This is a genomic window from Vibrio sp. AH4 (assembly GCF_030710545.1).
Taxonomy (GTDB): Bacteria; Pseudomonadota; Gammaproteobacteria; order Enterobacterales; family Vibrionaceae; genus Vibrio; species Vibrio metoecus.
Genome location: NZ_JALAIV010000003.1, coordinates 611,613 through 635,065, shown reverse-complemented (window position 1 = coordinate 635,065; position 23,453 = coordinate 611,613). Strand labels below are relative to the sequence as shown.

21 protein-coding genes are annotated in these 23,453 nt (G+C 47.7%); 17 read left to right on the top strand and 4 right to left on the bottom strand.

All coding sequences use genetic code 11. The annotated features are described in order from the left end of the window. Positions 1 to 393 precede the first annotated feature (393 nt). From MKA69_RS15895 to MKA69_RS15870, 6 genes are read left to right on the top strand one after another with little or no spacing between them, the layout of a single operon-like run. Positions 394 to 1,623: a maltose ABC transporter substrate-binding protein gene (locus MKA69_RS15895; RefSeq protein WP_305848464.1), complete on the top strand. Its 1,230-nt coding sequence runs from the start codon at positions 394 to 396 to the stop codon at positions 1,621 to 1,623. Positions 1,624 to 1,625: 2 nt separating this feature from the next. Next, positions 1,626 to 2,909 carry a carbohydrate ABC transporter permease gene (locus MKA69_RS15890; protein WP_305848463.1) on the top strand — a complete coding sequence of 428 codons (1,284 nt, stop codon included), beginning with the start codon at positions 1,626 to 1,628 and terminating at the stop codon, positions 2,907 to 2,909. Positions 2,910 to 2,911: 2 nt separating this feature from the next. Next, the gene (locus MKA69_RS15885; protein ID WP_000359543.1) at positions 2,912 to 3,745 is read left to right on the top strand and encodes a sugar ABC transporter permease; all 834 of its coding nucleotides are present in this window, start codon (positions 2,912 to 2,914) and stop codon (positions 3,743 to 3,745) included. A 15-nt stretch (positions 3,746 to 3,760) separates the two neighbouring features. Further along, entirely contained in the window at positions 3,761 to 5,554 is a 1,794-nt protein-coding gene (locus MKA69_RS15880; protein ID WP_055032866.1) for a glycoside hydrolase family 13 protein, read from the top strand. A gap of 38 nt (positions 5,555 to 5,592) precedes the next feature. Then, a complete protein-coding gene (locus MKA69_RS15875) occupies positions 5,593 to 6,441 on the top strand; it encodes an ROK family protein (protein ID WP_305848462.1) in 849 nt (282 codons plus the stop codon). Between the two features lie 53 nt (positions 6,442 to 6,494). Continuing rightward, the gene (locus MKA69_RS15870; RefSeq protein WP_000138030.1) at positions 6,495 to 7,307 is read left to right on the top strand and encodes a TrmB family transcriptional regulator; all 813 of its coding nucleotides are present in this window, start codon (positions 6,495 to 6,497) and stop codon (positions 7,305 to 7,307) included. Positions 7,308 to 7,413: 106 nt separating this feature from the next. Here the strand turns inward: MKA69_RS15870 and yjjG are convergent, their stop codons facing one another. Further along, on the bottom strand, positions 7,414 to 8,088 hold the full coding sequence (yjjG, locus tag MKA69_RS15865; protein WP_032472700.1) for a pyrimidine 5'-nucleotidase: 675 nt from the start codon (positions 8,086 to 8,088) through the stop codon (positions 7,414 to 7,416). A gap of 200 nt (positions 8,089 to 8,288) precedes the next feature. Here yjjG and MKA69_RS15860 point away from each other — a divergent pair, with 200 nt between their 5' ends. The 5 genes from MKA69_RS15860 to msrB all read left to right on the top strand — a co-directional run bounded on the left by MKA69_RS15860 (position 8,289) and on the right by msrB (position 13,037). Then, on the top strand, positions 8,289 to 8,465 hold the full coding sequence (locus tag MKA69_RS15860; RefSeq protein WP_305848461.1) for a hypothetical protein: 177 nt from the start codon (positions 8,289 to 8,291) through the stop codon (positions 8,463 to 8,465). Between the two features lie 4 nt (positions 8,466 to 8,469). Then, positions 8,470 to 9,120: an isoprenoid biosynthesis glyoxalase ElbB gene (elbB, locus tag MKA69_RS15855; protein WP_305848460.1), complete on the top strand. Its 651-nt coding sequence runs from the start codon at positions 8,470 to 8,472 to the stop codon at positions 9,118 to 9,120. 251 nt (positions 9,121 to 9,371) lie between these two features. Then, complete coding sequence (mscL, locus tag MKA69_RS15850; RefSeq protein ID WP_000054764.1) at positions 9,372 to 9,782, top strand: large-conductance mechanosensitive channel protein MscL; 411 nt, start codon at positions 9,372 to 9,374, stop codon at positions 9,780 to 9,782. 231 nt (positions 9,783 to 10,013) lie between these two features. Further along, on the top strand, positions 10,014 to 11,762 hold the full coding sequence (locus tag MKA69_RS15845; protein WP_095458461.1) for a formate--tetrahydrofolate ligase: 1,749 nt from the start codon (positions 10,014 to 10,016) through the stop codon (positions 11,760 to 11,762). A 138-nt stretch (positions 11,763 to 11,900) separates the two neighbouring features. Further along, positions 11,901 to 13,037, top strand: coding sequence for a peptide-methionine (R)-S-oxide reductase MsrB (gene msrB / locus MKA69_RS15840; RefSeq protein WP_305848459.1), 1,137 nt, complete (start codon positions 11,901 to 11,903; stop codon positions 13,035 to 13,037). A gap of 76 nt (positions 13,038 to 13,113) precedes the next feature. Here msrB and folE read toward each other — a convergent pair whose 3' ends face one another. Beyond that, positions 13,114 to 13,767, bottom strand: coding sequence for a GTP cyclohydrolase I FolE (gene folE, locus MKA69_RS15835; protein WP_000016195.1), 654 nt, complete (start codon positions 13,765 to 13,767; stop codon positions 13,114 to 13,116). Between the two features lie 151 nt (positions 13,768 to 13,918). Here folE and moeA point away from each other — a divergent pair, with 151 nt between their 5' ends. The 4 genes from moeA to MKA69_RS15815 all read left to right on the top strand — a co-directional run bounded on the left by moeA (position 13,919) and on the right by MKA69_RS15815 (position 17,296). After that, entirely contained in the window at positions 13,919 to 15,154 is a 1,236-nt protein-coding gene (gene moeA / locus MKA69_RS15830) for a molybdopterin molybdotransferase MoeA (RefSeq protein ID WP_305848640.1), read from the top strand. 8 nt (positions 15,155 to 15,162) lie between these two features. Beyond that, positions 15,163 to 15,918 carry a molybdopterin-synthase adenylyltransferase MoeB gene (gene moeB / locus MKA69_RS15825; protein WP_305848639.1) on the top strand — a complete coding sequence of 252 codons (756 nt, stop codon included), beginning with the start codon at positions 15,163 to 15,165 and terminating at the stop codon, positions 15,916 to 15,918. A 157-nt stretch (positions 15,919 to 16,075) separates the two neighbouring features. Further along, positions 16,076 to 16,444 (top strand): VOC family protein, encoded by a 369-nt coding sequence (locus tag MKA69_RS15820; protein WP_305848458.1) that lies wholly within the window; start codon positions 16,076 to 16,078, stop codon positions 16,442 to 16,444. A 21-nt stretch (positions 16,445 to 16,465) separates the two neighbouring features. Next, positions 16,466 to 17,296, top strand: a complete 831-nt coding sequence (locus MKA69_RS15815; protein WP_305848457.1) for a sulfurtransferase — start codon at positions 16,466 to 16,468, stop codon at positions 17,294 to 17,296. Positions 17,297 to 17,365: 69 nt separating this feature from the next. On the opposite strand, the gene MKA69_RS15810 is transcribed toward MKA69_RS15815, so the two are convergent. Further along, positions 17,366 to 18,661 (bottom strand): glycoside hydrolase family 18 protein, encoded by a 1,296-nt coding sequence (locus MKA69_RS15810; protein WP_305848456.1) that lies wholly within the window; start codon positions 18,659 to 18,661, stop codon positions 17,366 to 17,368. 123 nt (positions 18,662 to 18,784) lie between these two features. Next, complete coding sequence (locus MKA69_RS15805) at positions 18,785 to 19,777, bottom strand: sugar-binding transcriptional regulator (RefSeq protein WP_055029539.1); 993 nt, start codon at positions 19,775 to 19,777, stop codon at positions 18,785 to 18,787. Positions 19,778 to 20,369: 592 nt separating this feature from the next. On the opposite strand from MKA69_RS15805, the gene tal reads away from it, so the two are divergent. Both tal and tkt read left to right on the top strand, forming a co-directional pair. Continuing rightward, positions 20,370 to 21,320, top strand: a complete 951-nt coding sequence (gene tal, locus MKA69_RS15800) for a transaldolase (protein ID WP_000066347.1) — start codon at positions 20,370 to 20,372, stop codon at positions 21,318 to 21,320. A 96-nt stretch (positions 21,321 to 21,416) separates the two neighbouring features. Then, positions 21,417 to 23,411, top strand: a complete 1,995-nt coding sequence (gene tkt / locus MKA69_RS15795; protein ID WP_305848455.1) for a transketolase — start codon at positions 21,417 to 21,419, stop codon at positions 23,409 to 23,411. The last annotated feature ends 42 nt before the right edge of the window (positions 23,412 to 23,453 follow it).

Here is a 23,453-nt window from a genome sequence, read left to right as displayed (position 1 = left end):
CCTTATCAACCATTGGGTTGTAAATCGTTAGTATAATCAAGATGAATGTTTAGTAGTTCACTGTGAACGCCTAGATATTCTTCTGCATGTTAATTTGTTTTTCTTCTTCCCTTTTCTTCAAATGAGATACCCATCACTCTCAACACAACAAACAAGTGACAAAGGTCACAAATGCGATCTAATCAGCCGATCATTAGTTTAAACTGTGTGCGCTTTTTGCTGACAAAAATATCTAGATAATAGGAAAAGGCAAAAAGTGTCTCGAACACAGTAATGACAGGTTTTTATTGATGAACATCACACTTGAAATCAAAGTTAGACTGAGAGTGGTTGACTTAAAATATCGCACACTTAACCTAGTAGTATATTATGAACTACTACAAGGTCGTCACAATGAAAAAGACATGGATAACAACAGCGCTACTTGCCACGTTTGTGAGTCTGCCAACGGCTATCTACGCTCAAGATATTCAGCCAGAACCTGATTCCGATCTGTTGATCTGGACTGATACTACGACTCTGGATTACATGAAGTCTGCGGCGGAATCGTTTAACCAAGATTTTGGTTACAAGGTGAAATTTTCATTTCGTGGATTAGCCCCGATTGATGCGGCCTCTCGCATGATTCAAGACGGCGGATCTGCCCGAGTCGCTGATATTGCAGAAATCGAACACGATTTACTTGGCAAACTGGTTGTCGCAGGTGGCGCGATGGAAAACCTAGTATCCGCAGAGCATATTCAATCCACATTTTTACCCAATGCTAACGCAGCCGCTCAATATGCTGGTAACTATTACGGATTCCCTGTGAGCTATGCGACTTTAGCGTTGTTTTACAACAAAGATTTGCTCCCTAAAGCCCCGGCAACCTTTGAAGAAATCATAGACTTTGGGAAAGGTTTTAATAACGCCAAAGAAAATAAATACGCTCTGCTGTGGGATATCCAGAATTACTATGAATCACGAATGTTCTTGACTCTGTATGGTGCGTATGAATTTGGCAAAGGAGGAACTGATGCCAAAGATCTCGGTATCGATTCATCGCTAGCACAACAGGGTATGAGTGCAATGAAAACGCTGAAAGCCGCGAATAACTCGAATCCTGTTGATATGCGTAACCCACAAGTACGCCGAGGTCTGTTTGGTGAGGGGAAAGTAGCCGCGATTATTGATGGTCCTTGGGCGATTCAAGGCTATGACAACAGTGGTGTCAACTATGGTGTCGTTCCAATCCCAACTTTTGAAGGTAAACAGCCCCGAACATTCTCGACAGTACGTCTAGCGGTGGTTTCCTCATACAGTGAATACCCAAAAGCCGCTCAACTATTTGCGAATTATCTCTCTTCCGAAAAGATGCTGATGAAACGCTATCAAATGACCAAATCGATTCCACCAGTACAGAGCTTGATGGAAAAAATCATTGTTAATGCGGATGAAGCCACTTACGCAATTATCGCTCAAGGTTTCCATTCCGACGCTATGCCATCGATTCCTGAGATGGGCTACTTGTGGTCACCGATGGCGAGTGCCATCACAGCCATGTGGGTCAATGATCAAACGCCAAAACAGGTTCTTGATCATGCCAAAGCGATAATTGAAGAGCAGATCGCGTTTCAGGAGTAACTATGTTGTTGTCGCAAACTTTCAAAGCTCCCAATGTGTCGGCATCCTGGATTATCATGGGCTCCACACAATTGGCGCATAAACATTGGATTACTGGCGGAGTTTTCTTCGCCATTCAATGCCTGTTTATTCTCTACCTGCCCGATTTAGCTACCGCACTCAAAGGCTTAATATCACTGGGAGATGTAGCCCAGACTCGTCAGGGTTTTAAAGTGATCCAAGGGGATAACTCCATCTTTATGTTGGTGGAAGGGGTTATCGCCCTACTGTTCCTCTTCTTAGTTATCATCGCTTACGTGATGAACGTTCGTCATGCGCAAGCATGTGAACCATGCCGATTTACTGTACGTCAGCAACTTAAAGCAATCTACGACGAAAAATTCGCTTTTATTGTTTTATCGCCTGCGTTCATTGCCAGCATCGCTTTCATCATCATGCCGATTGCGATCACCGTGTTGGTCTCATTCACCAACTACTCTGCGCCGCATCATATTCCGCCGAAAAATCTGGTCGATTGGGTCGGTTTTAAAAACTTTCTGACCCTATTTGAGCTAAAGATCTGGTCAAGTACATTTGTAGGTGTAGCGACGTGGACGGTTATCTGGGCGATTGCAGCGACCATTTGTACTTGTGGTTTTGGCTTTATCCTTGCGTTGGCGCTGGAAAATCGCAACATCAAAGCAAAGAAGCTTTGGCGTTTTGTGTTTATCTTGCCTTATGCCATTCCTGCGTTTGTGACGCTACTGATGTTCCGTTTACTGCTCAACGGTATTGGGCCTGTGAACGCGACGCTCAATGCATGGGGATTTGAGTCAGTTGCTTTCCTCTCTGATCCGTACTTAGCCAAGTTAACGGTGATTGCGGTCAGTGTCTGGGTTGGTGCGCCCTACTTTATGCTATTGATTTCTGGTGCATTAACCAATATTCCCCGCGATTTGTACGAAGCAAGCGAAGTTGATGGTGCCAGTAAATTTCAACAATTTCGTGAAATCACGCTGCCGATGGTCTTGCATCAAGTCGCGCCATCGCTAGTGATGACCTTTGCCCACAACTTCAATAATTTCGGTGCGATTTTTTTGCTCACCGAAGGCGGCCCAATCAATCCAGAATACCGATTTGCAGGCCATACCGACATTCTGATCACTTGGATTTATAAATTAACCTTGGACTTCCAGCAGTACCAAATCGCCTCCGTGATTTCGATTGTGATCTTTTTGTTCTTGTCGGTAATCGCTATCTGGCAATTCCGCCGCATGAAATCCTTTAAAGACGATGTAGGAATGTAACCATGGATAAACTACTGACTAAACTCGCGACTGCTATCGTCTATTTGTTTCTCACCATCAATGCCATCCTCGTTTTAGGACCCGTATTGTGGACGGTTTTAGCCTCTTTTAAGCCGGGCAATAACCTCTTCAGCTCCTCATTTGGTGAGTTCGCTTTTACGCTCGACCATTACAAAGCTCTGTTTACCGATACGCCGTATTTAGAGTGGTACAAGAACACCTTCTTACTTGCTACCGCCAACATGTTGATCTCACTGGTGGTGGTCACCATGACAGCCTTTGTCTTCTCACGTTATCGCTTTCAAGGGAAACGCAACGTATTGATGAGCATTTTGGTGTTGCAAATGTTTCCAGCCTTTTTATCGATGACGGCGATTTACATTCTGTTGTCAAAAATGGGCTTAATCGACACCTACATCGGCTTGCTATTCGTTTATGTCACAGGCTCCCTGCCATTTATGACTTGGCTGGTGAAAGGTTATTTTGATGCCATACCTACCTCTCTAGATGAAGCGGCCAAAATCGATGGTGCCGGGCATATGACCATTTTCCTTGAGATCATTTTACCGCTGGCTAAACCAATTTTAGTGTTTGTTGCTTTGGTCTCTTTTACCGGGCCTTGGATGGATTTTATCTTGCCAACGCTGATTTTACGCAGCGAAGAAAAGATGACTTTAGCCATCGGCATCTTCAGTTGGATCACGTCCAACTCGGCGGAAAACTTCACTCTCTTCGCCGCAGGCTCGTTACTGGTCGCGGTGCCGATCACCCTACTGTTTGTTATCACACAAAAACACATCACCACTGGCTTAGTCAGTGGCGCAGTAAAAGAATAATTATCAGGAACTCGTATGATTACAAGAAGCTCATTAACTCACTTGGCAAAAAGCGCAGACAGCTATGCTTACGACAACAATACACTGCATATTCGCTTTCGCAGTGCTAAAGGCGAAGTCGACCGCGTAACGTTATGGATTGGCGACCCCTACATCTGGGCGAAAGGCGGATTAGACGGCGGCAACTTAGGAGGAAGTGACGCCCATGGCTGGATTGGTGGTACCGAAGTACCCATGTATTTAGAAGGCCAAAGTGAACATCATGACCATTGGTTTGCTTCGTTTGTTCCACCGAAAAAGCGTAGCCGTTACGGTTTTATCCTGCATGGTAAAGAGGGGGAAAAACTGCTGTTTGGTGAAAAACGCTGTGTGGATATTCAGGACAAGCGACAAGCAGATATTGAGCTGAGCAATTTAAGCAACTTTTTTTGCTTTCCTTACATCAACCCAAAAGACGTTTTAAAAACGCCAGAATGGGTACGCAACACCATCTGGTACCAAATTTTCCCTGAACGTTTTCACAATGGACGGCCAGAGATTTCACCACCACAAGTTGAGCCTTGGGGAAGCACGCCAACCCGTCACAACTTTATGGGCGGTGATCTATGGGGCGTTATTGAAAAATTGGATTACTTACAAGATCTTGGTGTCAACGGACTCTATTTTTGCCCTATTTTTACGGCTAATGCTAACCATAAATATGACACGATTGATTACTACAACGTCGATCCACATTTTGGCGGTAATGAAGCGTTTCGCGCTTTGGTGCAAGAGGCTCATCGTCGCGGTATGAAAGTGATGTTAGATGCAGTATTCAACCATATTGGCCACCAGTCACCACTATGGTTGGACGTGGTAGAAAAAGGGGCTGAGTCTCGCTACGCCGACTGGTTCTGGATCAAACAATTCCCTGTGTATCCGGATAAACCTAAATCCGAGTGGGATTTTAGTAACCTCCATTATGAAACGTTTGCCAACGTAGCAGAAATGCCCAAGTTAAATACCGAAAATCCTGAATGTCGCGCTTATCTTTTGGATGTAGCACGTCACTGGATTGAAGAGTTTGATATCGATGGATGGCGACTGGACGTGGCGAATGAAGTTGATCACGACTTTTGGCGCGATTTCCGCCGTTTAGTCAAAGGCATAAAACCTGATTGCTACATCTTGGGCGAAATATGGCACGAAGGCATGCCTTGGTTGCGTGGAGATCAATACGACTCGCTGATGAATTACCCGCTCACACAAGCGATCACAGACTTTTTTGCGCTGGGAACCGATGATAAAACACGCTTTATCCACTCAGTTACCCATTCTTACCTTGCTTATCCACGCAATGTAAACGAAGCGATGTTTAATTTGCTGGAAAGTCACGACACCACGCGCCTGATTAGTTTGTGTGGCGGTGATAAACGCAAAGCGAAACTGGCTTATCTGTTCATGTTCACGCAAGTCGGAGCTCCCTGTATCTACTATGGTGGCGAAATTGGCATGGATGGACAAAAAGGAATTGGCTTAGAACTGAACCGAAAATGTATGGTTTGGGATGAGGATCAGCAAGATATTGAATTTAAATCTTTTATACAGAAGCTTATCCAGCTTCGCCGAGCCTATCCGGAATGTAACTACCCCTATCTAGAATGGATTGATGTAGTACATCCTCATGTCGTTGCCTTCCGTAAAGGCTCACTGCAAGTGGTGATCAATAATAGCGATAGAGAAGCAGTGTGCGCCGTGAATGGCAACGAACTCACTCTTCCTGCATTTGGCTTTGAAGTGCGGGATCTTCAGACCTTACAAGTGTTATGAAATTAGGATTTTCTGTTGATTCCGAGTGGATATGGAGCATGCTCATCGATGACGGTGGGCAGCCTCTCTATCACGGCCAGTTAATTTCCCCCACCAACATGCAGCAAACCGCGGAGCTTATAACGAACGTGGCTCTTAACATGCAACGCATGTTTGGAACCTTAACGCTAATAGGCATTAATTTGATGCCTGACTGCTGGCAAGGGGCATTACCTAAGGCTAAAGAAACGCTGTCTCAGTGGTTATCAACGCACCTTACCGTTCCTTATCAAATCTTAAATCCGGCTGTCATTGCGCTAGCGCAAATACAGCCGCTACCTCAAGGCAATACCTTAAGTGCCGTATTAGACGATGGTTGCGAGTTGTACGTAACTGATCAACTCAATCCAAACGATCCCTATCGCCACGTGCTCGATTTAGGCTGGGCACATAGGCCACTGAAAGGATATCAAAGCTTAATTGATGGGCTGACGCCCCTTTGTACTTGCGGTAGTGATGAGTGCATTCGTCAATACTTATCGCGCAAAGGGCTTGAGCGCCAATATCATCAGCTCTCTTTACAACATTGCACCGCGAGCGAAATTATCCAAAATGTTGCTCAAAACCAAGCATGGTCAACCCGTATTTATCGCATCTGGATTGATCAGCTCGCTCGCGCTCTATCCGATGCGATCATTCACTTCAAACCCAAGCTGCTCATCTTAAGTGGCGGTCTAATCCAACACCCTGATTTAGCCTTAACTCTAAGAAGCGCCTTAAGTCGCTACTGTCTATCTGAAGCCCTACCCAAAATCGAGTGTCTTAATAATGAAGGATACGATTTTGCTAAGGGCTCAGTCTCGATGTACACCGTAAATTGTGCACAACTCCCTACATTCACCTCATGATGAGTGGTAACCTTGACAGGAAAATTCGTGTGAATCATTACCGAGGAACCCCCGTGACCGAGCTGGTAACAAAACTGATGGACTTTGGCTTTACCAAAACCGATGCCTTGGTTTATATCAATTTACTCAAAAATGGCCGCGCCAGCGGTTATAAAATTGCCAAAGATATTTCACTTTCTCGCTCATCTGTCTATTCGTCGATTGATAACTTGTACAAGAATGGCTGCATTTTTATGTCTGATGGAGAGACGAAAGAATACGAAGCGAAATCACCCGATTTGATTTTTAGCCAGATTGAGAAAAAAACCATAGAAAACATTCAGATCCTGAAAAAAGAACTCTCACGGATGATGCTTCAGGAAGAGAAAGAATTTATTTACAACGTGTCCGGGTTTGAAAACCTGTTACAAAAAGCACGAGAAATGCTGAACTTGGCGCAAATCGAGGTCTATCTCAATACTGATTTTCATCTTGACCTTATTGCAGATGAAATGTGCCAAGCCATTGAGCGTGGAGTTCGCGTTATTGTTTTCTCTTTCAATCGGTTAAGTCTGCCTCATCCGAAGATTGAACACTACTCTCGCTCCGACAATATAGAGCAACGCTACCCTTCACACCGTTTTATGCTAGTAGTGGATATGAAACAAGCCATGATGTTCTCTAACCGAGAAGAGACACAAGGGCTTTTTTCTAACAATCACTTAATGGTGAAAATGATGGCGGAACACATTCATAGTGACATCTACCTTACCGAGTATGAAAAACTCGCGCCAGAGAAGCGCTGTCGCATTGCCACAGTGCATGAATTAGAAAACAGTATGGTGATTGATGACCGCTTAAGCTTACAAGCTCAAATAAAAGCATAAGTGGAAAAACTGAGGCGGGATAGGATCCCGCCTTTTTTATCTATACAAGAGATTGACTTTATCGATACAAGAGATTGACCTGCAAAAACGAAGTCATCTGGCAATCTTACGCCAACAAAATCTCTCTCAGCTCATGCAGTGAAGTCACTTCGTAATGTGGCGTAATGCCTTCTGGTTTCGGGTGCTGATGCACATTGAGCCAGCAAGTTTCGATGCCAAAATTCAAACCACCAAGAATATCAGAATGTGGATTATCCCCTACCATCAGCACTCGGCTTTTGGCAGGGTTCCCCATACGCTCTAGTGCGTGGGCAAAAATCCCAGCATCCGGCTTCGCAATCCCAACTTCCTCGGAAATCACTATATGATCAAAAAAGTCGGTCATGCCGGTTTTGGCCAATCGCACATCTTGTAGTTCGGTAAAACCATTGGTAATAATGCCCAAACGCGCTTTACCTTGTAGCGCCTGCATCAACTCCATGGCACCCGGTAGCAAGGTGCAAATATCTGCCATAGCTTGCAAGAATGCGCTATTAAGCTCGGCTGTGGTGGTATTAAGCTTTTCAGCCCAGCCCGCAAAGCGCGTATGCTTCAGCTGCGCGGCGGTAATATCGCCGTTTTGGTAATCCACCCACAGCGGTTTATTCACTTCTTGGTATTGGTGAAAATCTTGTTCGGTAAACTCCACGCCTTTGCGTGCGAACATCAGCTGCATTCCTTTAAAAGCATCGAAATGAAACAAGGTCTCGTCAGCGTCAAATAAGATCCAATCGTACTTCATGATGATCTCCTTAAAATCAGGCCGACAGTGTAGTGTTTTTCGCAGCGAATGAACATGGTTATCATTTTGTTAATCCACTAACAAATGTGTGTTTTATTTCTGCCAAGTGTTCGATTCGGTGACTTAGCGCAAAAAGTAGCCCGAGATTTCTTTTTATAAAGAAGCGTGAAGCGATACATTGAACGGCAGAAGGAGTGGTTATGAAGCGTTTTTTCCCGTCAGCAGTGATGTTGGTCCCGTTTGTGGTCAAACATTACCCCGAGCAGGAAGAGTATTCAGCGGCAGAAGATGGCGCGGAGCATGACACTCCTTCCTCGATGGCTCAAGACCATCTCACCGACACGTCTAAGGCGCATAAGCAATCTATGGAGGATTAATGTCATGAAGAAAGTCGCGGTTATTCTCAGTGGCTGTGGAGTTTTCGATGGAGCAGAGATCCACGAATCGGTGCTTGCGCTGCATGCCATCGAGAAACAAGGAGCCAGTTGGCACTGCTTTGCACCGAATGTGGAGCAGATGCATGTCATTAACCACATCACGGGTGAAGAGATGCCAGAAACACGCAATGTATTGGTGGAATCGGCCCGCATTGCGCGCGGAAACATCCAAGATGTAGCCACACTCAATGTGAATGAATTTGATGCACTTCTGCTACCGGGCGGATTTGGAGCCGCGAAAAATCTCACCGACTTTGCGGTCAAAGGCGCACAATGCAGTATCAACCCTGATGTGGCCACCGCTTGCCTTGCTTTTGCGGATGCGCAAAAACCTGCGGGTTATATCTGTATTGCCCCGACCATCATTCCAATGATTTATGGCGAAGCCGCACAAGGCACAATAGGCAATGATCACGGTACCGCAACTGCGTTTAATCAGTTAGGTGGACAGCATGTGGATTGCCCAGTGGAAGGTATTGTATTTGATGAAAGGCACAAAGTGCTTTCCACTCCCGCTTACATGTTGGCGGAGAATATTTCCCAAGCGGCGAGCGGAATAGAAAAACTTGTCGAACGTCTACTGCAACTGGCTTAGCGCTGTATTACGCTGCCGATTTTGATGCCCACTTCACGTGGGCATTTATTTTTATCATCAGCATTTGTCCCACAAATAAAACCAAGCTATTAATAGTGATAGTTTTATAGAAATTCCAAATAGCCTAATTGCCATAATCTTGAAGCCAATATAACCTTGATAACGTAACAGGCAGCAAAAGACCGTTTGGTTCTCCTGATACCGTTACCCTTTTAACTTTAACTTTTAATCCAAATTTTGGAGAAAACCCAATGAGCTTACTGAAAGAGTTCAAGGCTTTTGCATCTCGTGGCAATGTGATCGACATGGCTGTCGGTATCATTATTGGCGCAGCGTTTGGCAAAATAGTGTCATCATTCGTGGCCGATATCATTATGCCGCCAATCGGTATTATTTTAGGCGGTGTGAATTTTAGCGATCTGAGTTTCGTGTTACTTGCCGCGCAAGGTGATGCCCCAGCTGTAGTGATTGCCTACGGCAAATTTATCCAAACCGTGGTCGATTTTACGATTATCGCGTTCGCTATTTTCATGGGGTTAAAAGCAATCAATAGCTTGAAGCGTAAGGAAGAAGAAGCGCCTAAAGCCCCACCTGCGCCAACGAAAGATCAAGAATTACTCTCAGAGATTCGTGACTTGCTGAAATCTCAGCAAGATAAATAATGCTGCACGGTAACCCTCTATATAAGGCGCTCGGTTGAGCGCCTTTTCCATATTCATACGGCAAAAAGTAGTAAAAACCGTGTGCTTCAATTGATCAAAATCAGCAATCCGCTAAAATCCCACTCGCTCGCAGAATTCACTCCATAAGAATCTTTACAAGCTACAATTAATCGATATGATTTGCGCGCAAACGTTTGCCCCACCATTTTTACAGCTCTAGATGAGGGTTTTATGCTGCCAGATATTGAAATTTGCCGCGCTACACCATTAGCACCGATCGACACCATTGCTCAAAAAGCAGGATTACTCGCGAATGAGTATGAAAGCCATGGACTGCATAAAGCCAAAGTGTCACTACATTGTCTAGAGCGATTGGCCAATAAACCCAAAGGTAAATTCATTCTGGTCACCGCAATTACCCCAACACCACTGGGTGAAGGTAAAACCGTTACCACGATTGGTTTAGCACAAGGGTTGGCCAAACTTAATCACTCGGTCATGGCGTGCATTCGCCAGCCTTCGATGGGGCCGATTTTTGGGGTAAAAGGTGGCGCTGCGGGTGGCGGTTATTCACAAGTTGCGCCGATGGAAGAACTCAATCTGCATTTAACTGGTGATATTCATGCCGTAACGGCAGCGCACAACCTTGCGGCAGCTGCGATTGATGCGCGAATTTATCACGAGCAGCGCCTTGGCTATGCAGATTTCGAACACCGCACAGGCATGCAAGCACTGCGGATTGACCCCAAACAGGTCGTATGGAAACGCGTGATGGATCATAACGATCGCGCGCTGCGTATGGTAACGGTCGGCCGTAATGAACCCGGAAAAAATATTAATGGTTATGAGCGCGACGATGGTTTCGATATCTCTGCCGCCTCCGAATTGATGGCGATTCTGGCTCTCGCCTCCGATCTACGCGATTTGCGTCGCCGTATCGGTAATGTAGTGTTGGCTTATGATTTGGACGGTAATCCGGTCACCACCGAAGATTTGAAAGTGGCCGGCGCAATGGCCGTCAGCATGAAAGAAGCCATTGAGCCGACCTTGATGCAGACGTTAGAAGGCGTCCCAACACTGATCCACGCAGGCCCATTTGCCAATATCGCACACGGCAACTCATCGATCATTGCCGATGAAATTGCCACCCGTTTGGCAGACTACACCGTGACCGAAGGCGGTTTTGGCTCCGATATGGGGTTTGAAAAAGCCTGTAACATCAAAGCCAAAGCTTCTGGTAAAACCCCAGATTGTGCGGTGATTGTTGCCACCTTACGCGGTTTAAAAGCCAATTCAGGCCTGTATGATTTACGTCCCGGCCAAGCCGTACCGGATACCCTCTTCGCGCCAGACAGCACTGCTTTGCAAGCCGGTTTTGAAAACCTGAAATGGCATATTGATAACGTTAACCAGTATGGTGTGCCTGCCGTGGTGGCGATTAACCGCTTCCCACAAGATTGTGCCGAAGAATTAGCACAGTTGGTGAAACTGATTGAAACCCTGCCCAATCGTGTATCCGTAGCCATTTCTGAAGGCTTTGCCAAAGGTGGCGAAGGCACCCAACTCCTTGCCGAAAAAGTGGTTGAGCAGTGTCAAAATCCGGCGACGTTTACCCCCCTCTACCATTCAGACATACCATTGGATGAAAAACTCAAAGCCGTGGCGATGAAAGGTTATGGTGCAGCCGACATTGACCTGAGTGATAAAGCCGCTCAGCAATTGGCAAAACTGCAAGCCCAAGGCTTTGATCATCTCGCAGTCTGTTTGGCCAAAACACCGCTTTCTATTTCCACCGATCCCGCGATTAAAGGGGCTCCACGAGATTTTATCGTACCGATCCGTGAACTGCGCTTATGTGCAGGTGCAGAATTTGTCTACGCCCTGTGTGGCAGTGTGATGACCATGCCGGGGCTCCCGGAAAAACCGTCCTTTATGTCACTCGATTTGGATCACAACGGCAATATTATCGGCCTCAGTTAATCGCATTTCTTATTCGCGCCGTGTTGTCACTTGCTTCACGGCGTCATTTTCAAATAAAAGTCGTTCCTGCAATGAAATTTCTGATCCGCTTTGTCGTTCTTTTTCTATAACTCTGTAAAGAACACAAAGGAAATGCTCATGAAACGACTCTTTACTTGGGGAGCGCCACTCTTCGCCTTGCTTGCGCTAACCCTTTCTTTGTTTAGCCAAGCGGATACTCAACCACACAATATGCCCTCTAGTCAGGATGGTTACCAGCAAGCCACACTCGCTGGCGGCTGCTTCTGGTGTACAGAATCTGATATGGAGAAACTTCCCGGTGTCGTGAATGTGGTTTCAGGCTATGCCGGGGGGAATGTCGATAACCCAACTTATAAGCAAGTCTCGTCTGGTAAAACCGGACATATAGAATCGATCCAAGTCACCTTTGACCCTAAGGTTGTCAGTTATGAACAAGTGCTGGATAACTTCTTTCGCCATATTGACCCTACTGATAACCAAGGTTCGTTTGTGGACAGAGGTGAACAATACCGTCCTGCGATTTTCTATCACAATGCCGAGCAACTTGACGTCGCTAAACGTTTTATGATGGAGATTGATCAGCTCGGCATTTTCAAAAAGCCACTGAAAACCGAGTTGATTGAGTTTAAAAAGTTCTGGCCAGCGGAAGATTATCATCAGGACTACTACAAGAAGAATAAAGTCCGTTACAACTATTATCGCTACGCATCAGGACGTGATCAGTATTTGGATGAAATTTTCGGTGCCGACCGTAACACAAATCCGAAAACCCTTCGCCAGTTGATTGATGAGAAAAATGGGCAAGCTAACGTCAAAGCTTATGTCCGCCCATCAGATGATCAGATCCGCGCTAAACTGACCAGCTTGCAATACAAGGTGACTCAGCACGAAGGCACAGAACGTCCATTCGATAATGAATATTGGGACAATAAAGAAGAAGGCATTTACGTTGATATCGTCTCGGGTGAACCGCTGTTTTCTTCAACCGATAAATACAAATCAGGAACCGGTTGGCCGAGTTTCACCAAACCGCTCAATTCAAGTTACATTGTCACAAAGGATGACAATAGCTTGTTCTACACTCGTACCGAAGTACGTAGCCGCTTCGCGGATTCACATCTTGGACATGTGTTTGATGATGGCCCCGCCCCAACTGGCTTACGTTACTGCATGAACTCTGCCGCGATGCGTTTCATTCCGAAGCAAGAGATGGCGGCACAAGGCTATGGCGAATATTTAGCTCTATTCAAATAATTAGCTATATCAATCCCTGAAAAGCAATCAGCCCTCAAATTGAGGGCTGATTTATTATACTTTTTACAACAACCCGTTAGCGCAAGCCGTGTAGGAATTCAGCACGCGTCGCTGGGTTAGATTTAAAAATCCCCCCCAAAGCGGTTGTTGTGGTGACGCTGGTCGCGTCCATCACGCCGCGAGATTTCACGCAATAGTGAGTCGCATCGATGGTAACTGCCACATCATCCGACTCAAGCAACGTTTGCAGCGCAACTAAGATCTGCTGCGTCATACGCTCTTGCACCTGCGGACGCTGGGCAAAAAAGCGCACAATACGGTTAATTTTCGATAAGCCGATGATTTTGCCGCGCGGGATGTACGCCACCGCTGCCGTGCCATCGATGGTGACTAAGTGGTGTTCACAGGTGCTGGTCAGCGTGATGTCTTTCACTTTAACCATCTCACTCACTTTCATCTTATTTTCGATAACGGTGATCTTGGGGAAGTTGGCATAATCCAACCCTGAGAAGATCTCATCCACATACATCTTAGCGATGCGTTGTGGGGTTTCTTCCAAACTGTCATCCGTTAAGTCCAGTCCGAGCAGGTTGAGGATCTCACGCATATGCTGTTCGATTTTTTCCTTTTTCTCTGCTGGTGTCGCCAAGTTGGGCTGCATTGGTGTTTCCAACCCTCGGCGCTCTAGCGCATCTTTCACCAACTTCGCGGATTCGCTAAGACCTGACATTCCTCTACCTCTTAAATACCCCTTTCGGATGGCTGACAAGAATACTCGGATTTAGCGACAATTACACCCCAAAATTCACGTGGATTCTGCATCGCAGAAGGATTCTGTGCTACAGTTTGCCGCAAAAGAACAACAACATAGGACATTCCCGATGGGCTGTTGCGATGCTCCCGGCTTAATGCCGATTGAAGATGCACTTGAGAAAATGCTGTCACGCATTCAACCCGTGCAAACCACTTTACGTTTGCCTCTGCCTGAGGCGCTCGGCTATGTGCTCGCCGAGGCGATCTTATCGCCCATTCATGTGCCACCGTTTGATAACTCAGCGATGGATGGCTATGCCGTACGACGCGCAGAATTGGCACAACAAAAACCGTTGCCCGTTGCAGGAAAATCGTTTGCTGGTCAACCCTTTACAGCAGAGTGGCCGCCAATGACCTGCGTGCGCATTATGACGGGTGCGCAAATCCCTGCCGGTTGTGATGCAGTGATCATGCAAGAACAAGCGACCATCACCGAAGAGGGAGTGGTGTTCTGCCAACATGAAGTCAAACTCAATGACAACATCCGCCCGACGGGTGACGACATACGCCAAAATGATGTGGTGCTGGAACGCGGTGCGCGCTTAACCGCACGTGATATTCCGATGATTGCGACCCTAGGCATTAGCCATGTCACCGTCTATCGCAAACCGAAAGTGGCGTTTTTCTCCACCGGAGATGAGCTCAAACCACTCGGTGAACCGCTGCAAGCCGGACAAATTTACGACAGCAACCGCTACGGCATTAAACCCTTGATTGAAAACTTCGGCTGCGAAGCGATTGATCTCGGTATCGTGCCGGATTGCCCTACCACTCTGAAAGCCACGTTTGAACAAGCACAAAGCTTGGCAGATGTGGTGGTCACCTCCGGTGGCGTCAGCGTGGGTGAAGCCGATTACACCAAAGATATTTTGGAAGAGCTGGGCGAAATCGGTTTTTGGAAACTGGCGATCAAACCAGGTAAACCTTTTGCATTTGGCGCGTTGCAAAACGCATGGTTCTGCGGTCTGCCGGGCAACCCGGTTTCCGCGGTGCTGACCATGTACGTGCTGGTGCAACCTATGCTTGCCAAATTGGCGGGACACAGCGCTTGGCAAGCCCCGGAATCGATCCCAGCGATCACGCGCAGCCCCTTTAAAAAAGCACCGGGACGGACGGATTTCCAACGCGGCATTTACCACATTGAAAATGGTCAATTCGTGGTGGAAAGTACAGGCAACCAAAGCTCTGGCGCGTTCCGCTCAATGAGCTTGGCTAACTGCTTTGTGGTGCTTGAGCGTGAACGTGGCCGCGTGGAAGTCGGTGAAACCGTTCAGATCCAACTGTTTAACCCAACCCTGTACTAGGAGTGATGGTGGATATTCTCAGCGATGCAGAAATGCTGCGTTACAACCGGCAGATTATTCTCAAAACGTTTGATTTTGAAGGACAAGAGAAGCTAAAGCAGAGTTCGATACTGATCCTCGGTGCGGGTGGTTTAGGCTGTGCGAGTAGCCAATACCTAGCGACGGCGGGTGTCGGTCACATCACTTTAATTGATGATGATGTGGTTGAGCTTTCCAACCTTCAGCGCCAAGTGCTACACCATGATGCGGATATTGGCCGCGCGAAAGTCGATTCGGCGGCTGATTCGCTGCGTCTACTCAATCCTCATCTTAATGTCGAGACGATCCAAGCACGTTTGAGTGATGACGAATTGGATGTGCTGATCGCACGCCATGATCTGGTACTCGACGCCTGCGATAATGTGGACACACGTAACCAGCTCAATCGCCTGTGCTTTAAACACAAAACGCCGCTGGTTTCTGGCGCGGCAATTCGCATGGAAGGCCAAGTGAGCGTGTTTACTTATCAAGACCCCACACAGCCTTGCTATCAATGCTTAAGCGCCCTGTTCGGCTCATCGGCACTCAGTTGTGTTGAAGCGGGTGTGATGGCTCCAGTGGTCGGCATTATTGGTGCAATTCAAGCAATGGAAGCGATTAAAGTGCTGACCGGTTTGGGCACACCTAAGCAAGGTAAGATCTTGATTCTGGATGCGATGAGCATGACATGGCGTGAGATGAACCTGATGAAACTTCCTCAATGCCCTGTTTGTCATACATCATGAGTGACTGAAATAAAGGTTTGAAGGCAGATAGAGTGTGGCAGCGCTCCAATTTTAGAGTGCTGCCATTCTCCCGCCGCCAAATCTGTGGCTGGCTCGCGGGTTCAACATCGTAAAGGTCGCTACAGTTACCTCAGTTGATGTGTTAAGGAGAGTCGCTATGCCCAATCTCGATGTGCTTGAAATCAAATCCTTTGTTCCAGCTCAGGATTTTACTGCCTCCAAACAGTTTTACTTATCCCTCGGTTTTGAAGTGGTTTCAGAATTTGGTGATGTGGCTTATTTGCGTTTAGGCCAATGCGCCTTTTTGCTGCAAAACATTCATCAACGTCCCCATCAAGGCAACACCATGATGCATCTGTTAGTGGAAGATGCGCAAAGCTGGTTCGATCACGTCAAAACGTTGCAATTGGAAGAACGTTTTGAAAGCAAAGTGACTGACCTCGTCACTCAGCCTTGGGGCATGTTGGAGTTTTGCTTAGTTGACCCGAGTGATGTTCTGTGGCGTATTGGTCAACGTATTGGGTAATCACAAAAATAAGGAATAACAATGACCTCCCCACTCGTCACGGCGCAATGGCTGCAACAACATCTGCACGATCCTAATTTAGTGATCCTCGATAGCAGCATCGAGTTTCAAATTCCAACCGAGTCTGAAAAAGATTGGGTCAACAAGATCCCTAATTCACAGCGCTTTGATTACGACAAAGTGTTTTGCGACCCTGATTCGCCCTTGCCCCATATGATGCCCTCAGAAGAGCGCTTTAACACTCTCGCTCGCAAACTGGGAATCAACCAAGATTCCTTCATTGTGGTGTACGACAATAGCGGCACGTTTGCCTCTCCCCGTGCATGGTGGATGTTCAAAGCCATGGGGCACCACAAGGTGTATATCCTCAATGGCGGATTAACCGAATGGAAGGCTCAGGGTTACAACGTCACTCAAAGCTATCGTGAACTCTCCGCAAAAGGCAACTTTGACGGCAAACTCAACCCACAAGCCTTTGTTGATGCGAGCTATGTTCACAAACAGATCGCTAATCCGCACAGCCAAACCATTGATGCTCGCGGATTAGCGCGCTTTTTCGGTGAAGTGCCAGAACCTCGCCCCGGCGTGCGCAGTGGACATATTCCCGGTTCATCCTGCTTGCCTTTTGCAGAGCTCATCGACGGTCACAAGCTGAAAGAGGAAGCCGAATTACGCCCGCTGCTGACTCATATGCTGCCCGAGACAGCACAAGAATATCTGTTTAGCTGCGGCTCAGGCGTGACCGCATGTATTGTGCTGCTCGCGGCGTATATGTGCGGCTATCAAAACCTCTCGGTTTACGATGGTTCGTGGACGGAATGGGGACAACGGCAAGATCTGCCGATTGAGTAATGTCTAAACCTTCAAACATTAGAAAGAGTAAAGGCCACTTCAGTGGCCTTTATTTTGTGCCCAGCAAGATTATTTGATCGATTCAAACATGGTTTGAGTTAGCTTACCGGAAGGATCGCCAGAGAGTTCCCACGTGAAAATACCACCGAGTTTTTGCTCTTTCGCCCATTTGGCTTTCGCCGCTACCGAGCGTTCATCTTCAAAACTGATGAAGACTTTCTTCTCTGGGTTCCACAGATACGGTGCGTGTGAGGCTTCGTCATAATGATATTGATAGCCTTGTTGCGCAGTGTAGTTCTTCATTAAATCCCAATACATGAAGTAACCATTTTCTGTGGTACCAAACTGTGCTCCCTGCTCGGAGCTTAGCTCCGCAGTGGGCAAACCACCGTCATAATCTTTGGTACCTTGCCAGCCACGACCGTAATAAGCTGCACCAATCACCAATTTTTCACGTGGAATGCCGAGCTCGATCATCTGATTGATAAACACATCCGAGCCCATTCCCCACCAACTACGTTCGGTGGCGTGCAAATTGGTAACGTGTCCCGTTTGTGGCCCCCATCCGCCAAGGTAATCGTAGGTCATAGCAAACATATTGGTTAAATACGGTGCAGCAGCAGGCCAGTCAATTTGCGCCGCTTTTGAGCCAACACCGACCGCAGTGGAAAGCTCATATTCACGCTGTTTAGTTTTGCCTAACGCATCCAATTCCGCACGCAGAGTTTTCACTAAGTGGGTGAATGCGGCTTTTTCTGCGGCCATTTGCTCATCGCTAAGCTTGGTGTCTGGGTTCCAAGGCGAGGTGGTTAAACCACCGCCACCGGGGTATTCCCAATCGAGATCCACACCATCGAAGAAATCGTATTGCGCGATTAGCTGTGCCGCTGTCTTTGCAAACTGCTCGACCGATTTAGGATCTTTCACCATTGCGTGGAATGGCTCTGACATGGTCCAACCACCAAAGGAAGGCAAAATTTTCAACTGTGGATGATCGGCTTTCAACTGTGCTAACTGAGCAAAGTGGCCTTTATAAGGCACCTTCACTTTGACTGCGCCGAAGTCTTTCTCTAATGCCGCTTCGGTATCCACCACAATGGCGGTGAAATCTGGCTTGCCTTTACACTGCTCGGCGACCAGTTTTTGCACCGTTTCACTGGCACCGGTGTGCGGGCCACACATGCTCAAAAACGCGTAGATCACATGAGTCAGGTTCTCGGCAGGAATATCTTTTACAACGTAGGGATTGGCAGTGTTGGCATATTGCCAATCGGCAAAATACCCCGCGACCACCGGTTGGTTAGCGAGCACCGCATGGCTGCATAATGCAGTAAATAATGCGGTAGCAATGACTGTTTTTTTCATATTTAGAGCCTCCGTTTCACTGCCTCCAATACAGCAAATTTACGTAGGCTTGACTAAAAAACATGCGACTCTTGCGAGCCAGTGTTAAAAACTGGCTCACTTTTTCATCGATTTCATTCAACCTTATGAACTTAATGCCGTTTGCATCTGCTCATCTAAGTTGAGCACCGTCAAAGCGTTACTTACACTCGTCGCGATCACATCAATCGCGCCGGTGCGCAGTGCACCCAAAAGAGCAAGCGGTTTACTGTTTTCTGCCGCAATCGCGATCACTTCGGCAATCGGGCGGAACTCATCAATCCCCAAACCAATCACGCGATCATTCATCACGGTATTGGCGATGCGTCCATGCACATCAAAAAAATCATGCCCAGCGAAATCCCCGACCACACCTTGATTCAGGCGTGATTGCACCACCTCTTCCGGCGTAAACCAGCCCAGATCGACCATGTAGCTGTTTTCACTCATATCGCCAATCCCGACCAGTGCGATATCCGCTTTACGAGCGAGATCAAGGGTCTGCTTCACCGTACTGTTTTGCATGAATACCCGTTTCTGCTCTGGGTTTTCTGCGTAGGCCGGCGCGTACAAGGTTTCCGAGCTGCCGCCGTATTTTTTTGCGAGTTGGCGACAAATGTGGTCAGCGTTAAACATACCGCCACGTGGGTGAATGCCACCGATGCTGCACACAAATTTGCAATCTCGCGGCGTGATCACCCCGACATGATGCGCCACTGCCGACACATTACGCCCTTGTCCAACCGTCATTACCATGCCGTTTTTGAGCGTACTGGTGAGATAGTTGGACACCAACCCCGCGACTTGTTGGCGCTGCGCTTCATCATTGGGTTGATCGAGAGCAATCAAGGCGCGGCGCACACCAAAACGCTCAATCAAGCGCTGCTCGATTTTGGCGCTAAACACCGGATGGTACTTCACGGTAATTTCTACTATCCCTTCATCACGGGCTTGTTTGAGTAAGCGCCCCACTTTGGCGCGTGAAATGGTGTATTTTTTGGAAATCTCTTCCTGTGTTGCGCCATCTTGATAATAAGAGACGGCGATTTCAGTCAGCAGATCGGTACTTTCAACCGAAATCTCTGGAATTTGGCTCATAGGCTATCCTTCTATGGCAGCGGCCTTGCATGCCGCAGCACTCAACATTGCGCTCAACATTCAGCCCAACATCAGTATGTGCGCTATGTTACTCGCCTTTTTGGAGTGAGCAAATGATCTCTGTCATAACATTTTCTCAGTGTAGTTTTCTCACCTTGGATAGATAGCCCATGGTGAGGCCAAATTTGAGCAAACGATTTAATGGTAACAAGGGCTGTGAAGGCGAAAAAAAACTCCGCTCAACGCGTCATAAACCGGGTTGTTGAATTGACTTTCCCGACAGATAGGATAAATATGGCTCCATCATTTACTCAGCGAACGAGCAAATGTTCAGAGCAAAAGTTCGGGCGCTGAAAATTTTGCATTTACTGACTCGCACTCTCTAAATCTACCCAAACTACTTGGAGTTGCAGGTAGGCGGCAAGTGAGTTCATCCCCATGAGCATAGATGCACTATGTGATTGGGGTGAACGAACGTAGCCAACACCGCTGCAGCTTCAAGTAGGAAGGGGATAAAGTGATTGAGTCATTCAACTGCTTGCCCTATCTGACCCTCATCGGCAGATAAGCCCAACGAAATAGGACGATCGAAATGAGCAATAAATTAGCGCAACTTCGTAAACTGACCACAGTCGTGGCCGACACTGGTGAAATTGATGCGATCAAAAAATACCAGCCAGAAGACGCAACCACTAACCCTTCTCTGATTCTTAAAGCTGCGCAGATTGCTGAATACGCACCTCTGATTGATCAAGCTATCGCCTACGCAAAAACTCAAAGCAACGACAAAGCACAACAAGTACAAGACACTTGTGACATGCTGGCGGTTAACATCGGTAAAGAAATCCTAAAAACCATTCCGGGCCGTATCTCTACTGAAGTTGACGCGCGTCTTTCTTACGACACCGAGCGCAGCGTAGCGAAAGCACGTCAGCTAGTAAAAATGTACAACGATGCTGGCATCAGCAACGATCGTATCCTGATCAAACTGGCTTCAACTTGGGAAGGTATCCGCGCGGCGGAAATTCTTGAGAAAGAAGGCATCAACTGTAACCTGACCCTGCTGTTCTCTTTCGCACAAGCGCGTGCGTGTGCTGAAGCTGGCGTGTTCCTGATCTCTCCATTCGTTGGCCGTATCATGGACTGGTACAAAGCCAAAGAAGGCCGTGATTTCGCGGCAAGCGAAGATCCAGGCGTACTGTCAGTCACCAAGATCTACAACTACTACAAAGAGCACGGCTACAAAACTGTCGTGATGGGCGCAAGCTTCCGTAACATCGGCGAGATCCTAGAACTGGCTGGCTGTGACCGCCTGACTATCGCACCTTCGCTACTGGCTGAGCTTGAAGCGGCTGAAGGCGAATTGGTTGCGAAACTGGTTGACTCAAAAGGCTCTAAAGCTCGCCCTGCTCCAATGACGCACAGCGAATTCCTGTGGGAACACAACCTAGACGCTATGGCCGTTGAGAAGCTGGCTGAAGGCATCCGTAACTTCGCTGTTGACCAAGGCAAACTGGAAGCGATGATCGCGGCTAAGCTGTAATCCTGATTTTGAAGCGAGCTCCGGCTCGCTTCTTTCTGCCTTTTATTTTTGTTGAACGCACTCCGTTCAACCTCCTTTATTGAAATGAGTAACACTATGAATCGCAAACAACTTGCCAATGCTATCCGTGCCCTGAGCATGGACGGCGTTCAAAAAGCTAACTCTGGCCACCCGGGAGCCCCAATGGGCATGGCGGATATCGCCGAAGTGCTGTGGCGTTCACACTTAAACCACAACCCGCAAAACCCAAATTGGGCTGACCGCGACCGTTTCGTACTGTCTAACGGCCACGGCTCTATGCTGATTTACTCGCTGCTACACCTGAGCGGCTACGAGCTGTCGATTGACGATTTGAAAAACTTCCGTCAACTGCACTCAAAAACACCGGGTCACCCAGAATACGGTTACGCACCGGGCATCGAAACCACCACTGGCCCACTAGGCCAAGGCATCACCAATGCCGTAGGTATGGCGATTGCTGAAAAAGCTCTGGCGGCGCAGTTCAACAAACCGGGTCACGACATCGTTGACCACTTCACTTATGTGTTCATGGGTGACGGCTGTTTGATGGAAGGTATCTCGCACGAAGCCTGTTCACTGGCGGGTACGCTTGGCCTTGGCAAACTGATTGCATTCTGGGATGACAACGGTATTTCTATTGATGGTCACGTGGAAGGCTGGTTCTCAGACGACACGCCAAAACGCTTTGAAGCCTACGGCTGGCATGTGATCCCAGCGGTTGATGGTCACGATGCAGATGCGATTAACGCTGCGATTGAAGCGGCGAAAGCAGAAACGTCTCGCCCAACGCTGATTTGTACCAAAACCATCATCGGTTTCGGCTCTCCAAACAAAGCGGGCTCACACGACTGTCACGGCGCGCCTCTGGGCAACGATGAAATCAAAGCCGCCCGTGAATTCTTGGGTTGGGAATACGCTCCGTTTGAAATCCCGGCTGACATCTACGCAGCGTGGGATGCAAAACCAGCAGGCGCAAGCAAAGAAGCCGCTTGGGATGAGAAATTCGCGGCTTACGCGAACGCTTACCCAGCAGAAGCTGCGGAATACAAGCGCCGTGTAGCCGGCGAACTGCCAGCGAATTGGGAAGCAGCAACCAGCGCAATCATCGCGGAACTGCAAGCCAACCCTGCCAACATCGCATCGCGTAAAGCATCACAAAATGCGCTAGAAGCGTTCGGCAAACTGCTGCCAGAATTTATGGGCGGTTCTGCTGACCTAGCACCTTCTAACCTCACCATGTGGTCTGGCTCTCAGTCTCTCACAGCAGAAGACTTCTCAGGCAACTACATCCACTACGGTGTGCGTGAGTTTGGTATGACGGCCATCATCAACGGTATCGCGCTGCACGGCGGTTTTGTCCCTTACGGTGCAACCTTCCTGATGTTTATGGAATACGCGCGTAACGCGATGCGTATGGCTGCACTGATGAAAGTGCAAAACATCCAAGTGTACACGCACGACTCGATTGGTCTGGGTGAAGATGGCCCAACTCACCAACCGGTTGAGCAAATCGCTTCTCTGCGTATGACACCAAACATGAGCACATGGCGTCCATGTGACCAAGTGGAATCGGCAGTGGCTTGGAAACTGGCGATTGAGCGTAAAGATGCGCCATCTGCGCTGATTTTCTCGCGTCAAAACCTTGCGCAGCAACCACGCAGCGCTGAGCAAGTCGCGAACATCGCTAAGGGTGGTTACATCCTGAAAGATTGTGCAGGTCAACCTGAACTGATCCTGATTGCGACCGGCTCTGAAGTGGAACTCGCGGTTGCCGCTTACGAGCAACTGAGCGCCGAAGGCAAAGCGGTTCGCGTGGTCTCTATGCCATCGACCGACGCATTTGATAAGCAAGATGCCGCTTACCGCGAAGCCGTTCTGCCAGCGGCAGTCACCAAGCGTATCGCGATTGAAGCCGGCATTGCCGACTTCTGGTACAAGTACGTTGGCTTTGGTGGTCGCATCATCGGTATGAGCAGCTTCGGCGAATCAGCACCAGCCGGTGAGCTGTTCAAACTGTTTGGTTTCACGACTGAAAACGTAGTGAAACAAGCCAAAGAACTGCTGGCGTAATTAAAAGCGATTTATTTCAAAGTTACGCAAAGAAAGTTACGC

Bases quoted from the DNA above. Each gene is read 5' to 3' on its own strand.
- mscL (WP_000054764.1), top strand. From the start codon at position 9,372: ATGAGCTTACTGAAAGAGTTCAAGGCTTTTGCATCTCGTGGCAATGTG.
- MKA69_RS15895 (WP_305848464.1), top strand. From the start codon at position 394: ATGAAAAAGACATGGATAACAACAGCGCTACTTGCCACGTTTGTGAGT.
- yjjG (WP_032472700.1), bottom strand. From the start codon at position 8,088: ATGAAGTACGATTGGATCTTATTTGACGCTGACGAGACCTTGTTTCAT.
- MKA69_RS15810 (WP_305848456.1), bottom strand. From the start codon at position 18,661: ATGAAAAAAACAGTCATTGCTACCGCATTATTTACTGCATTATGCAGC.
- moeA (WP_305848640.1), top strand. From the start codon at position 13,919: ATGGGCTGTTGCGATGCTCCCGGCTTAATGCCGATTGAAGATGCACTT.
- tal (WP_000066347.1), top strand. From the start codon at position 20,370: ATGAGCAATAAATTAGCGCAACTTCGTAAACTGACCACAGTCGTGGCC.
- MKA69_RS15820 (WP_305848458.1), top strand. From the start codon at position 16,076: ATGCCCAATCTCGATGTGCTTGAAATCAAATCCTTTGTTCCAGCTCAG.
- msrB (WP_305848459.1), top strand. From the start codon at position 11,901: ATGAAACGACTCTTTACTTGGGGAGCGCCACTCTTCGCCTTGCTTGCG.
- MKA69_RS15875 (WP_305848462.1), top strand. From the start codon at position 5,593: ATGCTCATCGATGACGGTGGGCAGCCTCTCTATCACGGCCAGTTAATT.
- MKA69_RS15845 (WP_095458461.1), top strand. From the start codon at position 10,014: ATGCTGCCAGATATTGAAATTTGCCGCGCTACACCATTAGCACCGATC.
- MKA69_RS15805 (WP_055029539.1), bottom strand. From the start codon at position 19,777: ATGAGCCAAATTCCAGAGATTTCGGTTGAAAGTACCGATCTGCTGACT.
- MKA69_RS15880 (WP_055032866.1), top strand. From the start codon at position 3,761: ATGATTACAAGAAGCTCATTAACTCACTTGGCAAAAAGCGCAGACAGC.
- MKA69_RS15815 (WP_305848457.1), top strand. From the start codon at position 16,466: ATGACCTCCCCACTCGTCACGGCGCAATGGCTGCAACAACATCTGCAC.
- MKA69_RS15885 (WP_000359543.1), top strand. From the start codon at position 2,912: ATGGATAAACTACTGACTAAACTCGCGACTGCTATCGTCTATTTGTTT.
- MKA69_RS15890 (WP_305848463.1), top strand. From the start codon at position 1,626: ATGTTGTTGTCGCAAACTTTCAAAGCTCCCAATGTGTCGGCATCCTGG.
- elbB (WP_305848460.1), top strand. From the start codon at position 8,470: ATGAAGAAAGTCGCGGTTATTCTCAGTGGCTGTGGAGTTTTCGATGGA.
- folE (WP_000016195.1), bottom strand. From the start codon at position 13,767: ATGTCAGGTCTTAGCGAATCCGCGAAGTTGGTGAAAGATGCGCTAGAG.
- tkt (WP_305848455.1), top strand. From the start codon at position 21,417: ATGAATCGCAAACAACTTGCCAATGCTATCCGTGCCCTGAGCATGGAC.
- MKA69_RS15860 (WP_305848461.1), top strand. From the start codon at position 8,289: ATGAAGCGTTTTTTCCCGTCAGCAGTGATGTTGGTCCCGTTTGTGGTC.